The 16,875-nt window shown below is 60.6% G+C and carries 13 protein-coding genes and 1 pseudogene; 10 read left to right on the forward strand and 4 right to left on the reverse strand.

The annotated features are described in order from the left end of the window. The first annotated feature begins 5 nt into the window (after positions 1 to 5). Complete coding sequence (locus ASE22_RS01585; protein ID WP_056354037.1) at positions 6 to 1,538, forward strand: AMP-binding protein; 1,533 nt, start codon at positions 6 to 8, stop codon at positions 1,536 to 1,538. A gap of 14 nt (positions 1,539 to 1,552) precedes the next feature. Continuing rightward, positions 1,553 to 2,326, forward strand: coding sequence for a TetR/AcrR family transcriptional regulator (locus ASE22_RS01590; protein WP_162248279.1), 774 nt, complete (start codon positions 1,553 to 1,555; stop codon positions 2,324 to 2,326). A gap of 35 nt (positions 2,327 to 2,361) precedes the next feature. Here ASE22_RS01590 and ASE22_RS01595 read toward each other — a convergent pair whose 3' ends face one another. Continuing rightward, positions 2,362 to 3,363, reverse strand: a complete 1,002-nt coding sequence (locus ASE22_RS01595; protein ID WP_056356190.1) for an MBL fold metallo-hydrolase — start codon at positions 3,361 to 3,363, stop codon at positions 2,362 to 2,364. Positions 3,364 to 3,518: 155 nt separating this feature from the next. On the opposite strand from ASE22_RS01595, the pseudogene ASE22_RS26580 reads away from it, so the two are divergent. Further along, positions 3,519 to 3,961, forward strand: a pseudogene (locus ASE22_RS26580) (transposase); the annotation flags it as partial. A gap of 404 nt (positions 3,962 to 4,365) precedes the next feature. On the opposite strand, the gene ASE22_RS01610 reads toward ASE22_RS26580, so the two are convergent. Further along, positions 4,366 to 5,364, reverse strand: coding sequence for a pyridoxamine 5'-phosphate oxidase family protein (locus tag ASE22_RS01610; protein WP_056354044.1), 999 nt, complete (start codon positions 5,362 to 5,364; stop codon positions 4,366 to 4,368). A gap of 356 nt (positions 5,365 to 5,720) precedes the next feature. Here ASE22_RS01610 and ASE22_RS01615 point away from each other — a divergent pair, with 356 nt between their 5' ends. The 7 genes from ASE22_RS01615 (at position 5,721) to ASE22_RS01645 (ending at position 14,944) form a co-directional block, all read left to right on the forward strand. Next, positions 5,721 to 7,388: an AMP-binding protein gene (locus ASE22_RS01615; protein WP_056354047.1), complete on the forward strand. Its 1,668-nt coding sequence runs from the start codon at positions 5,721 to 5,723 to the stop codon at positions 7,386 to 7,388. A 109-nt stretch (positions 7,389 to 7,497) separates the two neighbouring features. Beyond that, positions 7,498 to 8,961 (forward strand): sulfatase family protein, encoded by a 1,464-nt coding sequence (locus ASE22_RS01620; protein ID WP_200933261.1) that lies wholly within the window; start codon positions 7,498 to 7,500, stop codon positions 8,959 to 8,961. A 245-nt stretch (positions 8,962 to 9,206) separates the two neighbouring features. After that, on the forward strand, positions 9,207 to 11,045 hold the full coding sequence (locus ASE22_RS01625; RefSeq protein ID WP_056354049.1) for a flavin-containing monooxygenase: 1,839 nt from the start codon (positions 9,207 to 9,209) through the stop codon (positions 11,043 to 11,045). A 59-nt stretch (positions 11,046 to 11,104) separates the two neighbouring features. Further along, positions 11,105 to 11,533, forward strand: a complete 429-nt coding sequence (locus ASE22_RS01630) for a VOC family protein (RefSeq protein ID WP_156397455.1) — start codon at positions 11,105 to 11,107, stop codon at positions 11,531 to 11,533. 94 nt (positions 11,534 to 11,627) lie between these two features. Then, on the forward strand, positions 11,628 to 12,458 hold the full coding sequence (locus ASE22_RS01635) for an enoyl-CoA hydratase/isomerase family protein (RefSeq protein ID WP_082545766.1): 831 nt from the start codon (positions 11,628 to 11,630) through the stop codon (positions 12,456 to 12,458). Positions 12,459 to 12,473: 15 nt separating this feature from the next. Further along, positions 12,474 to 13,292: an SDR family NAD(P)-dependent oxidoreductase gene (locus tag ASE22_RS01640; RefSeq protein ID WP_056354055.1), complete on the forward strand. Its 819-nt coding sequence runs from the start codon at positions 12,474 to 12,476 to the stop codon at positions 13,290 to 13,292. 119 nt (positions 13,293 to 13,411) lie between these two features. After that, positions 13,412 to 14,944, forward strand: coding sequence for a class I adenylate-forming enzyme family protein (locus ASE22_RS01645; RefSeq protein WP_056354058.1), 1,533 nt, complete (start codon positions 13,412 to 13,414; stop codon positions 14,942 to 14,944). A gap of 62 nt (positions 14,945 to 15,006) precedes the next feature. On the opposite strand, the gene ASE22_RS01650 is transcribed toward ASE22_RS01645, so the two are convergent. Together ASE22_RS01650 and ASE22_RS01655 are read right to left on the reverse strand one after the other, a co-directional pair. Continuing rightward, positions 15,007 to 15,816 carry an AraC family transcriptional regulator gene (locus ASE22_RS01650; protein ID WP_056356197.1) on the reverse strand — a complete coding sequence of 270 codons (810 nt, stop codon included), beginning with the start codon at positions 15,814 to 15,816 and terminating at the stop codon, positions 15,007 to 15,009. Between the two features lie 41 nt (positions 15,817 to 15,857). Next, a complete protein-coding gene (locus ASE22_RS01655; protein ID WP_162248280.1) occupies positions 15,858 to 16,859 on the reverse strand; it encodes an SMP-30/gluconolactonase/LRE family protein in 1,002 nt (333 codons plus the stop codon). Positions 16,860 to 16,875 lie beyond the last annotated feature (16 nt).

Raw genomic sequence — 16,875 nt, forward strand, 5'->3', positions numbered from 1 at the left:
CGCACGTGTACATCACCCAGGGTATTCACCGGGCCGTTCAGATCCGTGCCCAGGCGGACGCCACGGTGTTCGACGGCCGCCGACACAGCTGGCAGGAGCTTCAGGACCGCGTCGCCCGCTTGGCCTCGGCCTTGCGCGCGCTCGGCCTGGAAGCCGGCGGCCGGGTGGCGCTGATCGCCGGCAACACCGATCTCTATATCGAGGCAATGTATGCGACCTGGTGGGCGGGCGGCGTGCTCGTGCCCGGAAACTACCGCTGGACCGAGACCGAGCATTGCCAGGCGCTCGAAGAAACCAAAGCGCATGTCCTGATCGTGGGCGAAGACCTGCACGAGGTGGGGCAGTCGCTCGCCGAACGCTGCGGCATCGTGCATCTTGTCGTGCTGGCGGCCGGCGATGCTTCCACCCCCGACGGCCTGCTGCGCACCGAGGATATGATCGCCAGCGCAACACCGATGAAGGATGCGTGCCGACAGAGCCATGCGCTCTGCATGATCGTCTATACCGGGGGGACGACCGGACGATCGAAAGGCGTGATGCTCTCGCACTATAACCTCATTTCCAACATTCTCGACGTCAACGCGATCGCGCCTTTCCCGCCCGAGCCCGTCTTCCTGCATTCGGCGCCGATGTTCCATCTTGCTGGCGCGGGCGCAGTGCTCGGAACGACGATGTTCGCAGGCACGCATGTCGTGCTGCCCGCCTTCAGCCCGGCGGCGGTGATCGAGGCGATCGAGCGCGAGGCCGTAACGGTGGCCATGCTCGTCCCCACCATGTTCGTGATGCTGCGCCGCCATCTGCGCGAGCGCCTGGCGGATCTCGGCTCGATGCGGCGGGTGCGCTACGGCACGACCGCCATCTCCGCCGAACTGCTCACCGAAGCGATGGAGATGTTTCCCAACGCCGAGTTTCAGCAGGGTTATGGCCAAACTGAATTGTCTCCGTCCGTTGCCGTCCTCGAGCCCCGCTTTCACCATCCTTCCGACAGCCGCTCCTATCTGCGGTCGGCCGGCCGCCAGACCATGGCCGCCGATATCCGCATCGTTGACGAGCAATTGAAGGACGTGGCCCTCGGGCAGGTCGGCGAGATCATGGCGCGCGGCCCGGGCGTCATGTTGGGCTATCTGAATCAGCCGCAGCTCACCGCGGAAACCATCGTCAATGGCTGGGTCCGCACCGGGGACGCCGGTTATATGGACGAAGCCGGCTTTCTCTATGTTGTCGACCGCCTGAAGGACATGATCATTTCCGGCGGCGAGAATGTCTATTCGAGCGAGGTTGAAAACGCGCTCGCATCGCATCCCGCCATTGCCGAATGCGCGGTGATCGGTCGCCCCGATCCGATATGGGGCGAAGGGGTGCACGCTATCGTGCGCCTGGTGGAGGGATCGGTCGCCGACAAGGATGAGCTGGTACGGCACTGCAAGAGCCTGATCTCCTCCTACAAATGCCCGCGATCGATCGAGTTCTGGGAAAGCCCACTTCCGCGTTCGCCACAGGGCAAGCTCCTCAAAGGCAAGCTCCGTTTGACCGTCTAGCGCGGCCTCCGGCCTTGGCCGCCAAGGCCTCGTTGCACTACGGCGCAGGGGTTTCTACAACTGCGCGATATTTTTTGATCATTCGCAGAACGGAAAGTCGGGGGCACATGACCGCAACAGGAAAACGGCGCAAGCCCGACGAGACGATCGTTCCGAAGGATCGGATCGTCCATGCCGCAACCAGCCTGTTTGCGGAAAAGGGCCTGCACGGCGCCGGCCTGCGGGAGATCGCCCGGGCGGCGGGCGTGAACGGCAACATGATCTCCTACCATTTCGGTTCGAAGGAGGATCTGTACGCCACGGTCATCGAATCGACGGCCAACGCCCTTTGCGCCGCCCGTATCGCGATCCTCGAAGAGCTCGATCACCGTTACTCCCCGGCCGCGCCACCCGTGCAGGAGATAATGCATGCGTTCATTCACCCGGTCTTCCTGCTGATCGAGGAGGATGGGGCGCTCTGGAGCGATTTCATCCGCGCCTATCGCCGCGAGATGGGGACGGAAATCTGGTATGAGGTCAACGCCCGGACGTTGGCACCCATCCTCAGGCGCTTCGTCTCCGCGCTGCACCGGTCGCTGCCGTCCGCCTCGCGCGCCGATGTCAGCTTCGTGCTCGAACTTGCCGCCCATTCGCTCACCATCACCACCGAGGTGGACGTCACCTCGATGAAGGGCGACAGCCTGCGCACCGGACGATCGCTCGGGGCGCTCGAAAAGCAGCTTATTGAAAGCCTGAGCGCCGCCGCCCTGCGCTTTTCAGGAAGCGATACGGCCACGGCGACCCGATGACGTCGCGCCATCGGGTCGCCGTGGCCAGCTCTGGATCAGGCGTGGTTACAATTGCGATGATCGTGGTTGCTATGGGCATCGCGTACCATGTCGCGCCACCGCGACATCGCTCCGTAGACATGAAGTTCATATCCCGCCGGGAAGGTCTCGCCGAACTCGCGGTATAGGGTGAAGACGTTGCCGACGATCCGCTCGGCGTCCAGCCACTTGGCATATTCGCCCAGCACCATGTCGCGCGCCGCTTCTTCCCAGCCCATGCCGGCGTCGTAGCGCTTACGCGCTTCGTCGCGGACGAACTCGAAATAAACCTTCTGGCTGCGAACCGAGGCCTTGTCGGCGATAGGCCCGTGGCCGGGCACGATAACATCGACATCGAGGTTTAGCATATAATCGCACGCATCGATCCAGTTCTGGACCGGGCCCGCCCACATCACCGGCGTTCCCTCGTTGAACAGGAGATCTCCGGTGAAGATCGTGCGATCGCCGGGCACATAGACGATTGTGTCCGACTTGGTGTGCGCCGGCCCGAGATCGATCAGCTTGACGAGCTTCTCCCCCACCATCAGGTCCAATTCGCCTTCGAAGGTACGGTTCGGCGGCGTCAGCGTCACGCCCGAAACGTCGAAATACTGACCCATCGTTTCATAGAGAAATTCGCCGGCTTCGCCGAGATCCGTCTCTTCCTTGGCGAAAATCCGCTCCAGACGCGCCATGTTGGTGGCGGCGATATCCTCGGCCGCCTTCTTACCGGCGATGATCTCGGCCCCGGCGACCAGCTCGTTGCCCAGGAAATGGTCGGCGTTGGCATGGGTGTTGACGAGCCGATCGATCTTCGCCGACTGCGGAACCTTCCGGCGCATCTCCTCCAGCATGTCACGGGTGATGTCGACGCCCATCAGCGTATCGACCAGCAAAGTTTCGCCCTGGCTTTCAATGAGGCCGGCATTGCTCCAGCCCCACGAACCATCTGGCTGCAGATAGGCATACACGCCATCACCAGTCTCGTGCAAACCCTTGGTAAACTGCCATTTGGACATCCGCATCTCCGCTCCGCAAATCCTCTAGAAGCAGCGGAGCTAGGCAATATCTCTAGCCTCTAACCCACCCGTGGTGGGGGGAACCACTTTAAGGGCTGAGTAGCCCCTAGGTTTCTGGACGCCTTCGATCCTAATTTTGAGGACAGGAGGCGGTGATGGGGAAGCCCAATTTCAGCGATGAGTTCAAGCGTGATGCGGTGTCGCAGATCACGGAGCGAGGTTATCCGGTGGCGGAGGTTTCGCAGCGGCTCGGGGTCAGTCGGCATTCGCTCTATGCGTGAAAGCGGCAGCTTGCCAGGCAAGTGTCGGGCGATGCCAACAAGGACGCCGAGATCCGCCAGTTGAAGCGGGAGCTGCCCGGGCGACCGAGGAGCGCGACATCCTAAAAAGAGCCACCGCGTATTTCGCCAGGGATGCAAAGTGAGAGACGCGTTTGTTGCCGCGCATCGTGGCCAGTTCAGGGTTCGGTCAATGTGTCGGCCTGCGCATCCAGCCCAGTGGTCTTTATGCCCGGCAGAAGAGCCCGCTGAGCCAGCGGGCTCAGGAAGATGCTCGGCGGACCGAGTTGATCCGGCGGGCCTGGAACGTCAGCGGCAAGGACGCGATCAATCGAACGGCTTTTCAGGATCGCCGCCCTGGTACTCGCGACTTTCTTATGCTCCCCGACCCCCGCGACAGTGACCACGCCGGGACACTCGGCAGCAGCCACAGCATCTTCCGCTGCGTTCGAACCATCCGGTTGACGCTCGCGATATAGACCTTCTCCAAAGGTCTGCCCGACTCGATAGAGAGGATGGTGACCCGAGGCGGCCAACCGTTCGCACACAGCATGGGCGACGAACTCGGGACCATTATCGGACCTGATATGATCAGGCGACCCATGCTCGATGGACAGCTCGGCCAGCACGTCGATGACGTCGTTCGACCGAAACCGTCGCAGGGGTTCCGCGGCCCGATATCGAGGCAAGGATCGCGGAGTTATTTTTCGCCATGGTTCACTAATCAAAAAAGATTCTTTTTATAATCGTCCTTCAAAGCCTTATCCATGAGACCTGGGATCGAGGCCATGGCCGCCACGAGTTTAACCCCGACGCCTTTCTTGTACTTAAGGTGCGCGATCCCGATCTTCGTGGGATTGATACCTTCCGTGGGCGCACTGACCGGCCATAGGTCGGCTCGAGCGAGTGCAGGGCTGTGGCGCAACTCAACGGAGAGGTCTCTGATGCGCGTCGCCAAAGCCGGCACTTTGTCTTGAACAGCGAACTGGGAGCGGATCGCTTCATTCGTCGTGATCTGCGCGGTTCCTGACAGGCAGGCCACATTTGCGGTACCCGGAATCAACAGCATGGCAGCCACCCTAGGCTGGGTTATGATGTTGCGAAAACTGTCCGCACGCCGATTACCGGGACGATCAGCGAACCATAGATCTTCTCCGTCGATATTCACCATCGTGCCAGCCTTGTCGCCCTTCGGACTCACGTCGGCGTGCCCCTGCGCGCTCATCGTGGCGAGCGCCATGAAGCGACTGGCCAGCGCGAATGCCGCGAGATCGTCCGGAGCAACGATATCGGCCGGTGGCGACCAGAATTCGGAACGCAGCAGCGCTTTTCCGCAATGGGTATAGCACTCCTCAACCGCCACGCGGATTTCGTCATCGAGAATCTCCACCACCTTGCCATTGACGCGAAGGATTTCAGTGATGCCGGGGAGCAGGAATATCGCGCCGAAACCGGCGCCCTGCCGGGCCGCGGAGGGATCATCGAGCATGGCCGAAGGCAGTCGGAGTTCGTGAACGTCCGTGCTTACGAAGCCTAGGCACCCTCCCCCCAAAGTTATCGCAATGCCCTGTTCGTCACCGAAGCCAAAAACGGCCAGCGGCGTCTTCGAGATCCAGGCGCGTGCGCCTTCGTCGAGAAAGTCGATCTCCTTCGTTTCGATCATCGCTATGGGCTTGGCGATTACCTGCCGCAGCTCGTCGACGGTGGTTATCATATCGCTCATCTAGGACCTCGCCTGCTCGTGATCGGTAGAAGCGCGCTCACGGTGATCCGGTCACACGCACGCGTCATGGGTTCGGACCGATAGATAGCGCAACGGCTCCGTGGCAGCATGTGGCAAGCCCGCCATGCGATTTCGATAATATGCCAATATTCCCTGCACGCTCCGCCACGCTCGATCTAATTCCGGCAGCGCGCGATAATAAACCGAACGGACGGTAATTCAATTGCGAAGCCGGCGCTTTTTACGTAGGCAGTCTCCGGTGAACTCGTCGAAGTTGCAGCGGCCGACCAATGTGACGGAAACCGAGATCCTCGAATTTCCGCCGGCGCATCGCGAAAGGAGCGAAGTTGGAAGCCATGCCTACCCGCAAACCGCAACGCCGCTATGAAGATGCCGTTGCGACGTTCAGCCTGCAGCGTCTGGCCGCAGAGTTGAATGGCGATCTTGAAAATGGCCTGAACGTCTGCATCGAATGCTGCGATCGTCATTGTGGAAATGATCGGGTCGCGCTGCGCTGGGTATCTGCCGACGGACGGCAGGAAAACTACAGTTTCGAGCAGCTGCGCGATATGTCGGCGCGGATCGCGAACATGCTCGCGCGACAGGGCATCCAGCCGGGCGACGTCGTGGCGGGAATGTTGCCCCGCACCCCCGCCCTCCTCGCGACGGTCCTCGGTGTCTGGAGGCTTGGTGCGGTATACCAGCCTCTCTTCACGGCGTTCGGGCCAAAGACGGTCGAGCATCGCTTCAAGATAGCGGAAACGCGCTTCGTCGTTACCGACACGGCAAATCGCCCTACGCTGGCGGATGTTCCCAATTGCCCGCCGATGGCGACATTAGCGGCCCCGGGGGCCAGCGCGCCTGCGGGCGACGTCGATCTTCGCGCCGCGCTGGCCGAGGGATCGGATAAATTCCAGCCTGTGATGCGACGCGCGGAAGACCTGTTTCTCATGATGGGCACATCAGGCACGGTGGGCCTTCCAAAAGCAGTGCCGGTGCCGACCAAGGCGCTTCTCGCGCTCATCACCTATATGCGAGACGCGATAGATCTGACACCCGAGGACATCTTCTGGAACATCGCCGATCCCGGGTGGGCCTATGGCCTCTATTACGCCGTCACCGGTCCACTCCTGCTCGGCAACGCCACGGCCTTCTATGACGGGGCTTTCAGCGTCGAGAGCACCTATCAGGTCATCGATCGGCTCGGGGTCACCAATCTTGCCGGCTCGCCGACCGCCTTCCGGCGCTTGATCGACGCCGGCCCGGATGCCGCCGCCGCCCTGAAGGGACGTCTGCGAGCGGTAAGCAGCGCCGGTGAACCGCTGAATCCCGAAGTCATCCGGTGGTTCGAAGCCAATCTGGCGGTACCGATCCACGACCATTATGGTCAGACGGAGCTGGCAATGGTGGTCAACAACCACCACGGATTGATCCACAAGGTTCGTCAGGGATCGACCGGCTTCGCGATGCCAGGTTTCCGGGTCGCCGTGCTGGATGACGAGGGCCGCGAGTTGGGACCGCGCCAGCCGGGCATATTGTCGATTGATATCGCCCGGTCGCCGCTGCACTGGTTCAGCGGGTATCTCAACCAGGAAACGCCCGCTATCGCCGGAGGCTATTACCGGACAGGCGATACCGTCGAACTCGGGGATGACGGAACGATCTCCTTCATCGGGAGGGCTGACGACGTGATAACGTCGTCCGGCTACCGGATTGGACCGTTCGATGTGGAAAGCGCCCTCATCGAACATCCTGCGGTCACGGAAGCGGCGGCGATCGGCGTTCCGGATCCACAGCGCACGGAAATCGTGAAGGCGTTCGTCGTTCTCAGTGCCAGCGCGACGGCCTCTCCAGCGCTCGCCGAGAAGCTCAAGGCGCATGTTCGCGCCCGTCTCTCCGCGCATGCCTATCCACGCGAGATCGAATTCACCGCCGAACTTCCGAAGACACCCAGCGGCAAGATTCAGCGAAATGTGATCCGCAATGCGGAAATCGCAAGGCGCGCCGCGCGGGGAGCGGAATAGGTCGCAAGCTCGACCGATGCCCTGCCGAATAGTCAATCGAAGCGCTGTCGCCCGTCCCCCGGCCCAGTCCGGGGAGTCAAAGCGGGGTTCGATCCAAAGGAGCAACCTGATGCAACCACAGGCCAAAACGGCGGAAGGCAGCCGCCACTTCATGCAGGGCAGACGCGCCTTTCTGCTCTCGAGCGCGGCGACAGCGGCTGCTTTTTTCACCGGTCCATCGATCGCCGTTTCACCGCGCCAGCCGAACATCCTTTTCATCCTCGCCGATGATCTCGGCTATGCGGATCTGAGTTGCTACGGACGCCGCGACTATCAGACGCCGGCGATCGACTCGCTGGCGACACACGGCATGCGCTTCACGCAGGCTTATGCAAACTCGGCCGTATGTTCTGCCACCCGCGTGAGCCTCATCACGGGCCGCTATCAGTACCGCCTCCCCGTCGGGCTCGAGGAGCCACTGGGACCGGGCAACATCGGGCTGCCTCCGGAACACCCGACGCTCCCGTCTTTGCTGCGCAAGGCCGGTTACACCACGGCGCTGATCGGCAAATGGCATCTCGGCGCCCTGCCGGATTTCGATCCGGGCAGGAGCGGATACGACCATTTCTGGGGTATACGCGGGGGTGCCGTCGATTATTTCACCCATAAGGCGATGGGCGCACCCGACCTCTGGGACGATCAGCACCAGATCCGCCAGCAGGGTTATCTCACCGACCTTCTGGGCGACAAGGCGGTCGAGTTCATCGGCGAGCATAGTCGTTCTGCCAAGCCCTGGTTCATGAGCTTGCATTTCACTGCTCCACATTGGCCGTGGGAGGGACCCGCCGACGAAGCGGAAGCGCGAAGACTGGACGAGAGCAGGTCGCCATGGGCCATCGCCCATTATGATGGCGGATCGTCGAAGACCTACGCGCAGATGGTCACCGGAATGGACCGGCAGATAGCGAGATTGATCGCGGCGTTGAAACGGCTGGATCTGGAAAAGGATACGATCGTCGTCTTCACCAGCGACAATGGCGGCGAGCGATTTTCCGACACATGGCCGTTTTCCGGCCGAAAAACCGAACTCCTCGAGGGCGGCCTCCGCATCCCTGCCATAATCCGCTGGCCCGGGCGAATAGGCGAAGGTGCGATCAGCGATCAGATGATGGCTTCCATGGACTGGCTCCCGACGCTGCTCGCGATAGCGGGCACGAAACCGGACCCGGCATATCCGCCGGACGGTATGGATCTCTCCCCCATATTGGCGGGCAGTTCCCCGGCTTCGAGAAGATTATACTGGCGCTATCTGAACATGAACCAGGAAGCGTGCCGGAGCGGCGCGTGGAAATATCTGAAAATCCTCGACAACAGCTTTCTTTTCAATGTCGTCGACGACCCGCTCGAACGCGCCAATCTGAAGGAACGCTATCCGGAGAAGTTTGCCGAACTCAAGGCCGCATTCGACAGCTGGAACAAGACGATGCTGCCGCTGAACCTCGCTGCGCGCACGGGAGGATCCACCGGCGCGGAAGTCGCCGATCGGTTCGGTGTGAGCGAGCGCCGCAACCTGCTGCCGACTTCGAAAGATTGAGTGGGTCGTCCCGCGCTTCGACCACTTGATAGTCAAAGATTCCGCGAAGGAGGTGCGCCAAGGCCGGCGCAATCGCATATAACCCGACCGACCGTTCAGTTTTTTATTGCGGAGCGAATTCTTTGGGCATAGGATTGCGGTCGCACATCGGTTGGGTTGGCTTGGCAGGCGCCTGACGGCCGGAACCGCTGCTGCGAATCCAATGCTGCACCAAGCCCCGCAACCGCCGAACTGTAGGAACGACGATGATCGATAGTGGCACGAAGCCAGAAGTAAGCGAGGCCGAGCTTGAGGCCGCACGGGCCAAATATGCCGGAGAGCGCGACAAACGACTGCGATCGGATGGAGAGGGTCAGTATATTCAGGCCAGCGGCGAATATGCCCGCTTCAATGACCTTGATCCCTATATTCAGAACAAGATCGTCCGCGAGCCGATGTTCGACGAGGTGCAGGTCGCGATTCTGGGCGGCGGCTTTACGGGGCTATTGATGGGCGCACAGATGCGCAACCGTGGCCTTGATGATTTCCGCATTTTCGAAGCGGCGAGCGATTTTGGCGGCGCGTGGTACTGGAACCGCTATCCGGGAGCCCAGTGCGACATCGAAGGTTATATCTACCTCCCGCTGCTCGAGGAAACCGGCTATGTCCCGCGGATAAAATACTCCTTTGCCGCCGAGATTTTCGAACATTGTCAGCGCGTGGCGCGGCAGTTCAATCTTTATGAGAAAGCGCTTCTGCAGACACGGGTAACCCGCGTCGAATGGCAGGAGGACATCCAGCGCTGGATCATCCACACCGGCCGTGGCGATCGGGTCAAGGCGCAGTTCGTCGTCATGGGCGCAGCCACCGGCAAGCCCAAGCTTCCAGGCATCCCGGGTATCGGCGATTTCAAGGGCACGAGCTTCCACACCAGCCATTGGGATTATGGGTTTACCGGCGGCAACCCCAACGCCGGTATATGGGATGTGGAATCCTCCGGAGGGGGCGCCACCGGAAAGCTGGATAAGCTGGCCGACAAGAAGGTTGCGGTGATCGGTACCGGCGCCACGGCGATCCAGTGCATTCCCTACCTCGCCCGCGATGCGAAGGAGGTCTATGTCTTCCAACGCACGCCCAATGCCGTGGCCCTGCGTGGCGGCAACCCCGTGACCAGCAATGAGTTCATCCGCTCCCTTGAGCCAGGCTGGCAGAAGGAACGGCGGATCAACTTCGAAAAGGTCGTGAGCGGCCATCCGCTGGAAGACCTGGTCAACGACTGCTGGACCGACATGCTCAAGAAGAGCCGGTCCGGCCTGATCGGCAAGCCCGCCGCCGATGTCGCCAAGCTCGCCGAGATCAACGACTATCTTCTGATCAAGGAATTCCATGATCAAATGGAGGAAATTGTTCAGGACAAGCAGGTATGCGAGCTGCTCAAGCCCTGGTACCGGCCGGGCTGCAAACGCCCCGGCTTCAATGACGAGTATCTCGCGGCCTTTAATCGCCCCAATCTGCATCTCGTCGACGTGGCTGCATCGAAGGGCGTCGACCGCATTACCGAAACGGGCTTGGTAGCCAATGGGAAGGCGTATGACGTCGATCTCATCGTGTTCGCGACCGGGTTCGAAATCACCATTCAGAACCTGCGCCGCGGCATGGACATCGATGTGGTGGGCAGGGATGGCATCTCGCTGTACGACCATTGGGGCGATGGGTTGAAAACGCTTCACGGCCATTCGACCGTCGGCTTCCCCAACTTCTTCTACGTGGGCTTTTCCCAAAACGCCTTCGCGTTCAACCAAGGACTCATTCTGGATGAGCAGACCGAACATGTCAGCTACATCATCGAGGAAGTGCTGAAGCGCGGAGCCGAGATAACCGAGGTCGAACCTGGCGCGGAAGCGCAATGGGTGAGCACGATCAGGGACAATTCCCGTCTCAACCGAGAGTTTCTCGAGGCGTGCACGCCAGGATATTACAACAACGAGGGCGCCCTCCGCGGCGGGGTGCTTTCGGAAGCCTATAGCCCCGGCATCATCGCTTTCCTGGACCTCATGGCGGAATGGCGTGCGGCCGGCGATCTGCAGGGTTTCAAGCTAAGCTGAGCGGCAATTGGCGGCGTATCTTCGACCATGCGACAAACCAGCGTCAACAGGAGTGAATCATGATCGATAGAATTGGTCATATCAACATCCGCACAACCATGAAGCATTTCGAAGATACGCTTGAATTCTACGAACGCCTGATGGGTCTCAAGCGCGCCGAGGGAATGGCGATGCCTGACCCGAACAATATCTGGCTGTTCGCGGACAATGGCCGCGCGATCGTCCATGTCAACGCGATCGAAGAAGGTGGCGATGTCGAGCCGGATGGCGTGAGCACCGGTCGCATCAACCATGTCGCCTTCGATTGCCGCGATTATGATCTGGCCATTTCCCGCCTGAAGGAAATGAACCTCGACTATGAGCGTTACGAGACGGCAGTGAAAGATCTCGTGCTGCTGGTTACCAAGGATTCGTACAACAATATCATCATCGAACTTTCCTTCGGTGCGGATACCGTGGTGCGACCCGATCTGCAAAAAGCCGTATAAATTCAGCGACGAAACAATGCCGCGGCATGGGTGCCGCGGCGTGGTGGACCAATGTTCTCATAGTCGCGGCAGCAGCATCACGCTGCCGCACATCATGAAGAACGCCGCCAGAGAGAGATGCGAAGTGGAAAGATTCCAGACGATCCAGGTCGTTCAAGACGGCGCGGCGGATTGGTTGACGCTCGACCGTCCAGACCAGCTCAATGCCCTCAACGACCTCATGATCGAAGAGCTGTCGGCATATTTCTCCGCTTTGCAGAGCGACCATTCGCGTCGTGTCGTCGTCCTTCGCGGCGCTGGTCGGGCATTTTGCGCGGGCCTCGACCTGAAGAGCTTCCGGGCCCACGGCTCCGGCGATGCCGGGGCACCCGACGAAAAGCCACGCCCCTACCTCCCCGACCTCATTCTCAAGATGCGTTCCTGTCCGCAGCCCATCGTGGCGCTCGTACATGGGGCAGCCTGCGGCGGCGGCTTCTCGCTGGCATTGGCGGCGGACATCCGCATCGCCGGCCATAGCGCGAGGATGAACCTCGCTTTCGTGAAGCTCGGTGTTTCGGGATGCGAACTGGGCAGCAGCTATTTTCTTCCGCGTATGGTGGGGCTTTCAGTGGCGTCGGAATTGATGATGACCGGCCGCTTCATCGGCGCCGATCGCGCGTTGCGCACCGGGCTCGTATCGGAAGCGACCGATGATGCCGATCTCGAAAGCGCCGCCCGCACGCTGGTGACCGACCTGCTGCGCACTTCACCGACAGGTCTGCGCAAAACCAAGGAAACGCTCAATCTCGCGATGAAGCTCAACGAATTGGGCGCGATCATCGAAATCGAACAACACACCCAGCTCATGTGCATGAACAGCCCCAATTTTGACGAGGCGGTTTCTGCGTTCAACCAAAAGCGCGAGCCGATCTTCGTCGGCGTGTAATCGGAGTTGCGAGATATGGACTATGGGAGCAGGCGGCTGGACGGCAAAAGCATCGTCGTGGTCGGGGCCGGATCGATGGGCCTGACAGGATGGAGTAACGGGAAAGCCTGTGCTGCCGTCTATGCTCGCGAAGGGGCGTTCGTGACATGCGTCGACTATCACCTCGATCGCGCCGAGGAGGCGGCCCATGTCATTACCGCCGAGGGCGGCCGGGCGATCGCGCTTCGAGCGGATGCGGCCAATCAGGCGGATATGCAATCCGTCGTGACGAAAGCGCTTTCTGAGACGGGTCGGATCGACGTCATGCACAACAATGTTGGCGTGGGTAGATCCAAAGGCCTTCCCGATGAGGTCCCGCTCGAGGACTGGAACTTCGAAATGACGCAGAACATCACCTCCGCCTATATGGGGACGCGGGTGGTGGCGCCGACAATGCGTCAGCAGGGTGGCGGCGTCATCATCAACACATCCTCCCTTTTCGCGCTGCGGTTCATCAAGCGCGCGACGACCGCCTATTCGGTCAGCAAGGCTGGCGTCGAGGCGCTGACCCGTTCCTGCGCGGCATTTTACGGACGGGACAACATTCGCGTGAACTGCATTCGGATCGGCTTTTCCGAAACTCCCGCTGCCTTGCGCTACCTCGACACCTCGACGACCGAGGAGGAGCGCCAGGCGCAGCTCGACAAGACACGTACGAAGGTTCCGCTACGGGGCGAGCACGGCACGGCCTTTGATGTTGCTCATGCTGCGGCGTTTCTCGCGTCCGATCTTGCGGGCCATATCACCGGCGTCATCTTGAACGTCGATGGCGGTCTCGAATGCGCTGCGATATGAGCAGGCGATCCTGACCTTTCAGAAGAACGGGTGAAGCCTCCTGTCATCGAGACGGGCCGCGCTCCGCAATGACCGAACGACAATATTGGCGAATAACGCCTCGAACGGAGAGAGACGTCATGGATCGGGCCTTGGGCAAAATGGTCGTAGGCAACATCCTGGCCACCGCTGCAATCCGACATCCAAAATCGCCGGCGATCTATTGCGCCGGTACGGGCCGACGCTTTACTTTCGAGCAGCTCGACAACCGTACGAACCAGCTTGGGCACGCGCTGATCAATGCCGGCTTCAGGAAGGGGCATGTGGTCGCGTTCCTCTCTTCAAATCGATCCGAACTCGTCGAGATCTATTTTGCGCTGGCGCGCACGGGCATCATCGGACTGCCGCTGAACTACCGCTTCTCGCCGAATGAAGTGCTCGACATGATGCGTTCTGTTGAAGCAAGCGGCCTGATTTATGAGAACAAATTCGCCGCCACGGCGCAGCAGGCTTCGCACTTGGTTCGCAGCCTCATCCAAATAGGCGGCGAAGCTCCAGACTCTGCCCTGGCTTACGAGGATTTTCTCTCCAATTCCCCCTCCTGCGCTCTGGACATAGAAGTCGAGGAGAGCGACCCATTTTATTTCAACCTGACATCCGGAACGACGGGTTTATCGAAATCCTATATTCTCACCCAATATAATAATAGCACCCTGGGGCCCCTCTACCGGGAACTCGACCTCTGCCGGAGCGACGTCGCTATGACCGTGTTTCCGGCGTTCGGCCGGGTGGGCTTCGCCTGGATCGCGGGCGCGATGCTCTATGGCATTCCTAATGTGATTACCAATTTCGAGCCGAACGAGGTCCTGCGTCTCGTAGAGGCGGAACGCGTCACGATCTTCAATCTCGTTCCCACCATGGCCGCCATGATGATTTCGGCACAAGTGACAACGCCCAGGGATCTCAGTTCCCTTCGCGGACTGGTGTTCGCTGGAGCGCTTCTGCCGGATGCGGTACGCGAACAGACCGTGGCGAACCTATGTCCGGCCGTTTTCGAGTTTTACGGGATGCAAGAGACGGGCGTGCTCACGCTCAGCACGCCCGACGACCGCGTCCGGAGTCCGAGATCGGTGGGCAAGGCAATCGCGTTTTCCGAGGTGCTGGTCGTCGATGAGCATGGAAGGCGCTGCGCGCCGGATGCGATCGGCGAGATCATAGGAAGGGCGCCGACCGCGGTGACCGCCTATTTCAACAACCCGGAAAAGTCGGTCGAGACTTTCCGCAATGGGTGGGTTCATACCGGGGATCTCGGCAGCCTTGACGAAGAGGGCTTTCTTACCATCCGCGGCCGAAAAAAGGACATGATCGTAACGGGCGGCCAGAATGTGTACGCGGGCGACGTCGAAAAGATCATCTTGAAGCATACGGGCGTTGCCGACTGTGCCGTCTTCGGTCTTCCGGATGAGCTGTGGGGCGAACGTGTCGTCGCGCTGCTGATCGGCAGGGAAGACGCCGTGCTCGACACCGAAGAGCTCGAGGCGCTCTGCCGCCAGAACCTGCCGGGCTACTGCATCCCGAAGCAGTTCATCGTCGACGATCAACCCTTCCCCTGCACGCCCACCGGCAAGGTTCAGAAATATCTTCTGGTGGAGCGATTTTCTCAGAAAGCCTGAGATCGGGGCAGATGCCCCAGCGACGTTGACCGATCGGTGCCAAAGGACCGCGGACTATATGATCATGCTCCCGGGCGCTGACCGCCCTGCCGCGCAATCATATAACGGGCCGGAGGGGAGCCGAGAGACTTCTTGAACATCGTCACAAAGCTCGCTGGGCTTTCATAGCCGAGTTCGGTGGCGACATTCTGCACGGTTTCCCCTTTGGACAGGAGTTGGAGCGAGAGGACGATTTGGAATTGCTGCCGCCATCGGCTGAAGCTGAGCCCCGTTTCCTTTTGCAATAACCGGTGCAACGTCCGTTCGCTCATACCGATGCGGCGCGCCCACTTGCCGACCGTAAGCCGGCTCGAAGGAGAGGAAATCATCTCCTCCGCCATGGTCCGCAACCGTCGATCTTCCGGCATCGGCAAATGAAATTTCTCGAGCGGCGCCATCCCCAGCTCGTCGACGAGCAAGGACACCAGTTTCGTTTCCATCCCGGTCTCGGGATATAAAATGGGAAAAGTGGCGCAGCGTATGACGAGTTCACGAAGCAAGGGCGTCACCGAAACCGTACAGCATGCTTCGGGAAGCGTCGAGGACATGGCGGGATCGACGAGCAGGGAATAGCCCTCGATCGAAGGCGACGCCTTCACGCTATGGAGGATGTCGCCCGGAATCCAGATCGCGCATTGCGGGGGCACGATCCACAGCCCGCCGGCGGCCTCGCAGGTCAAGGCGCCCCGCATGGTCATCATGAGTTGGCCTTTGGCATGCGAATGCGCCTCGAGCTCAAAGCCGTTATCGACGTCGGCTATGCCAAAGGCGAGCACCTGCCGCGGGATGGTATCCGGATCGACCATGGCTGTAGGATCGTTAAATATCGGCATGGAAACCTTCGTGCGACGGAGCCGGTCAGCCTGCTCCCGCCTCATCCGTAGATCGGCGGCGTTCCAGCGACGGGGGACTGGAAGGAGGCTATCCTGTTTCCGAAGACGGCGCCGACATACACGGTTTTGAGATCGTCGCCACCGAAGGCGATACTGGTAGGGCCGCCCAGTTCCGGGCTTGCGCAACGCGCCGCCAGGTTGAAGTCGAACATCCCTGCTTCCACCGCTCTCCCGAACTGTGCGAGGGCGCTCGGATTGCCGAAGTCGGCGACCCTCAAGACGTCGCCACGCGCCGTCAGGACGAGCAAGCGCTCCAACATGGGCTGCGTGACCCAGACATTGTCGTCCCGGTCGAATGCAAAGCCGTCTATGTTGCCTTCAAAGGTGGGCCCATATTGCTCTCTGCCCGTCAGCGTGCCGTCTTCCATGACGCGAAACCGCGTAAGGCACGCGCCAAAAGACTCCGCGACGTAGAAATATCGCTCATCGGCATCGAGCCGGCATGCATTGGCGAAGCGGAGGCCATCGGCGACGATCCTGGCGCGCGATCCGTCCAAGAGGACGACGAAGCCGCTCGACACCTGTTCCGGGTGCGCGGCGACATTTTCGGCCCACCGGAAATCGCGTGTCGAGACCGTGATCCAGTAACGCCCTTTTTTGTCACGAACGACGGCGTTCGGGCGAGCGAGCTCAACCCCGTCCACGCTGTCCAAGAATGTCGAGATCCGGCCGTCAGGCCTCATCCGGCAGATTTTGCGGTCACCATAGGCCGCGAAGATTATGTCGCCCTGTTCCGCGAGCGCGAAGCCCGTCGGCAGCACGCCGTCCGACATGCGGATATTCACGTCCTGCTGTTGTACGTAGGACGTATCGTTTGGCTGTCCGATGATGATTTGCGCCCCATCGGGACAGATCCGGGCGAAGCCACGCGCGTCGCAGGCCCACAACGATCCATCGCCTCCGACTTCGACGGTCTCGGGGCGCTGGAGCCCGTCGCCGACATGCCAGATGTCTTTCGACTGAAGATAGAAGTCAGACAACATGCGCGATCTCCCCTCA

It is taken from the genome of Sphingomonas sp. Root720, from assembly GCF_001428605.1.
In the GTDB taxonomy this organism is placed as follows: domain Bacteria; phylum Pseudomonadota; class Alphaproteobacteria; order Sphingomonadales; family Sphingomonadaceae; genus Rhizorhabdus.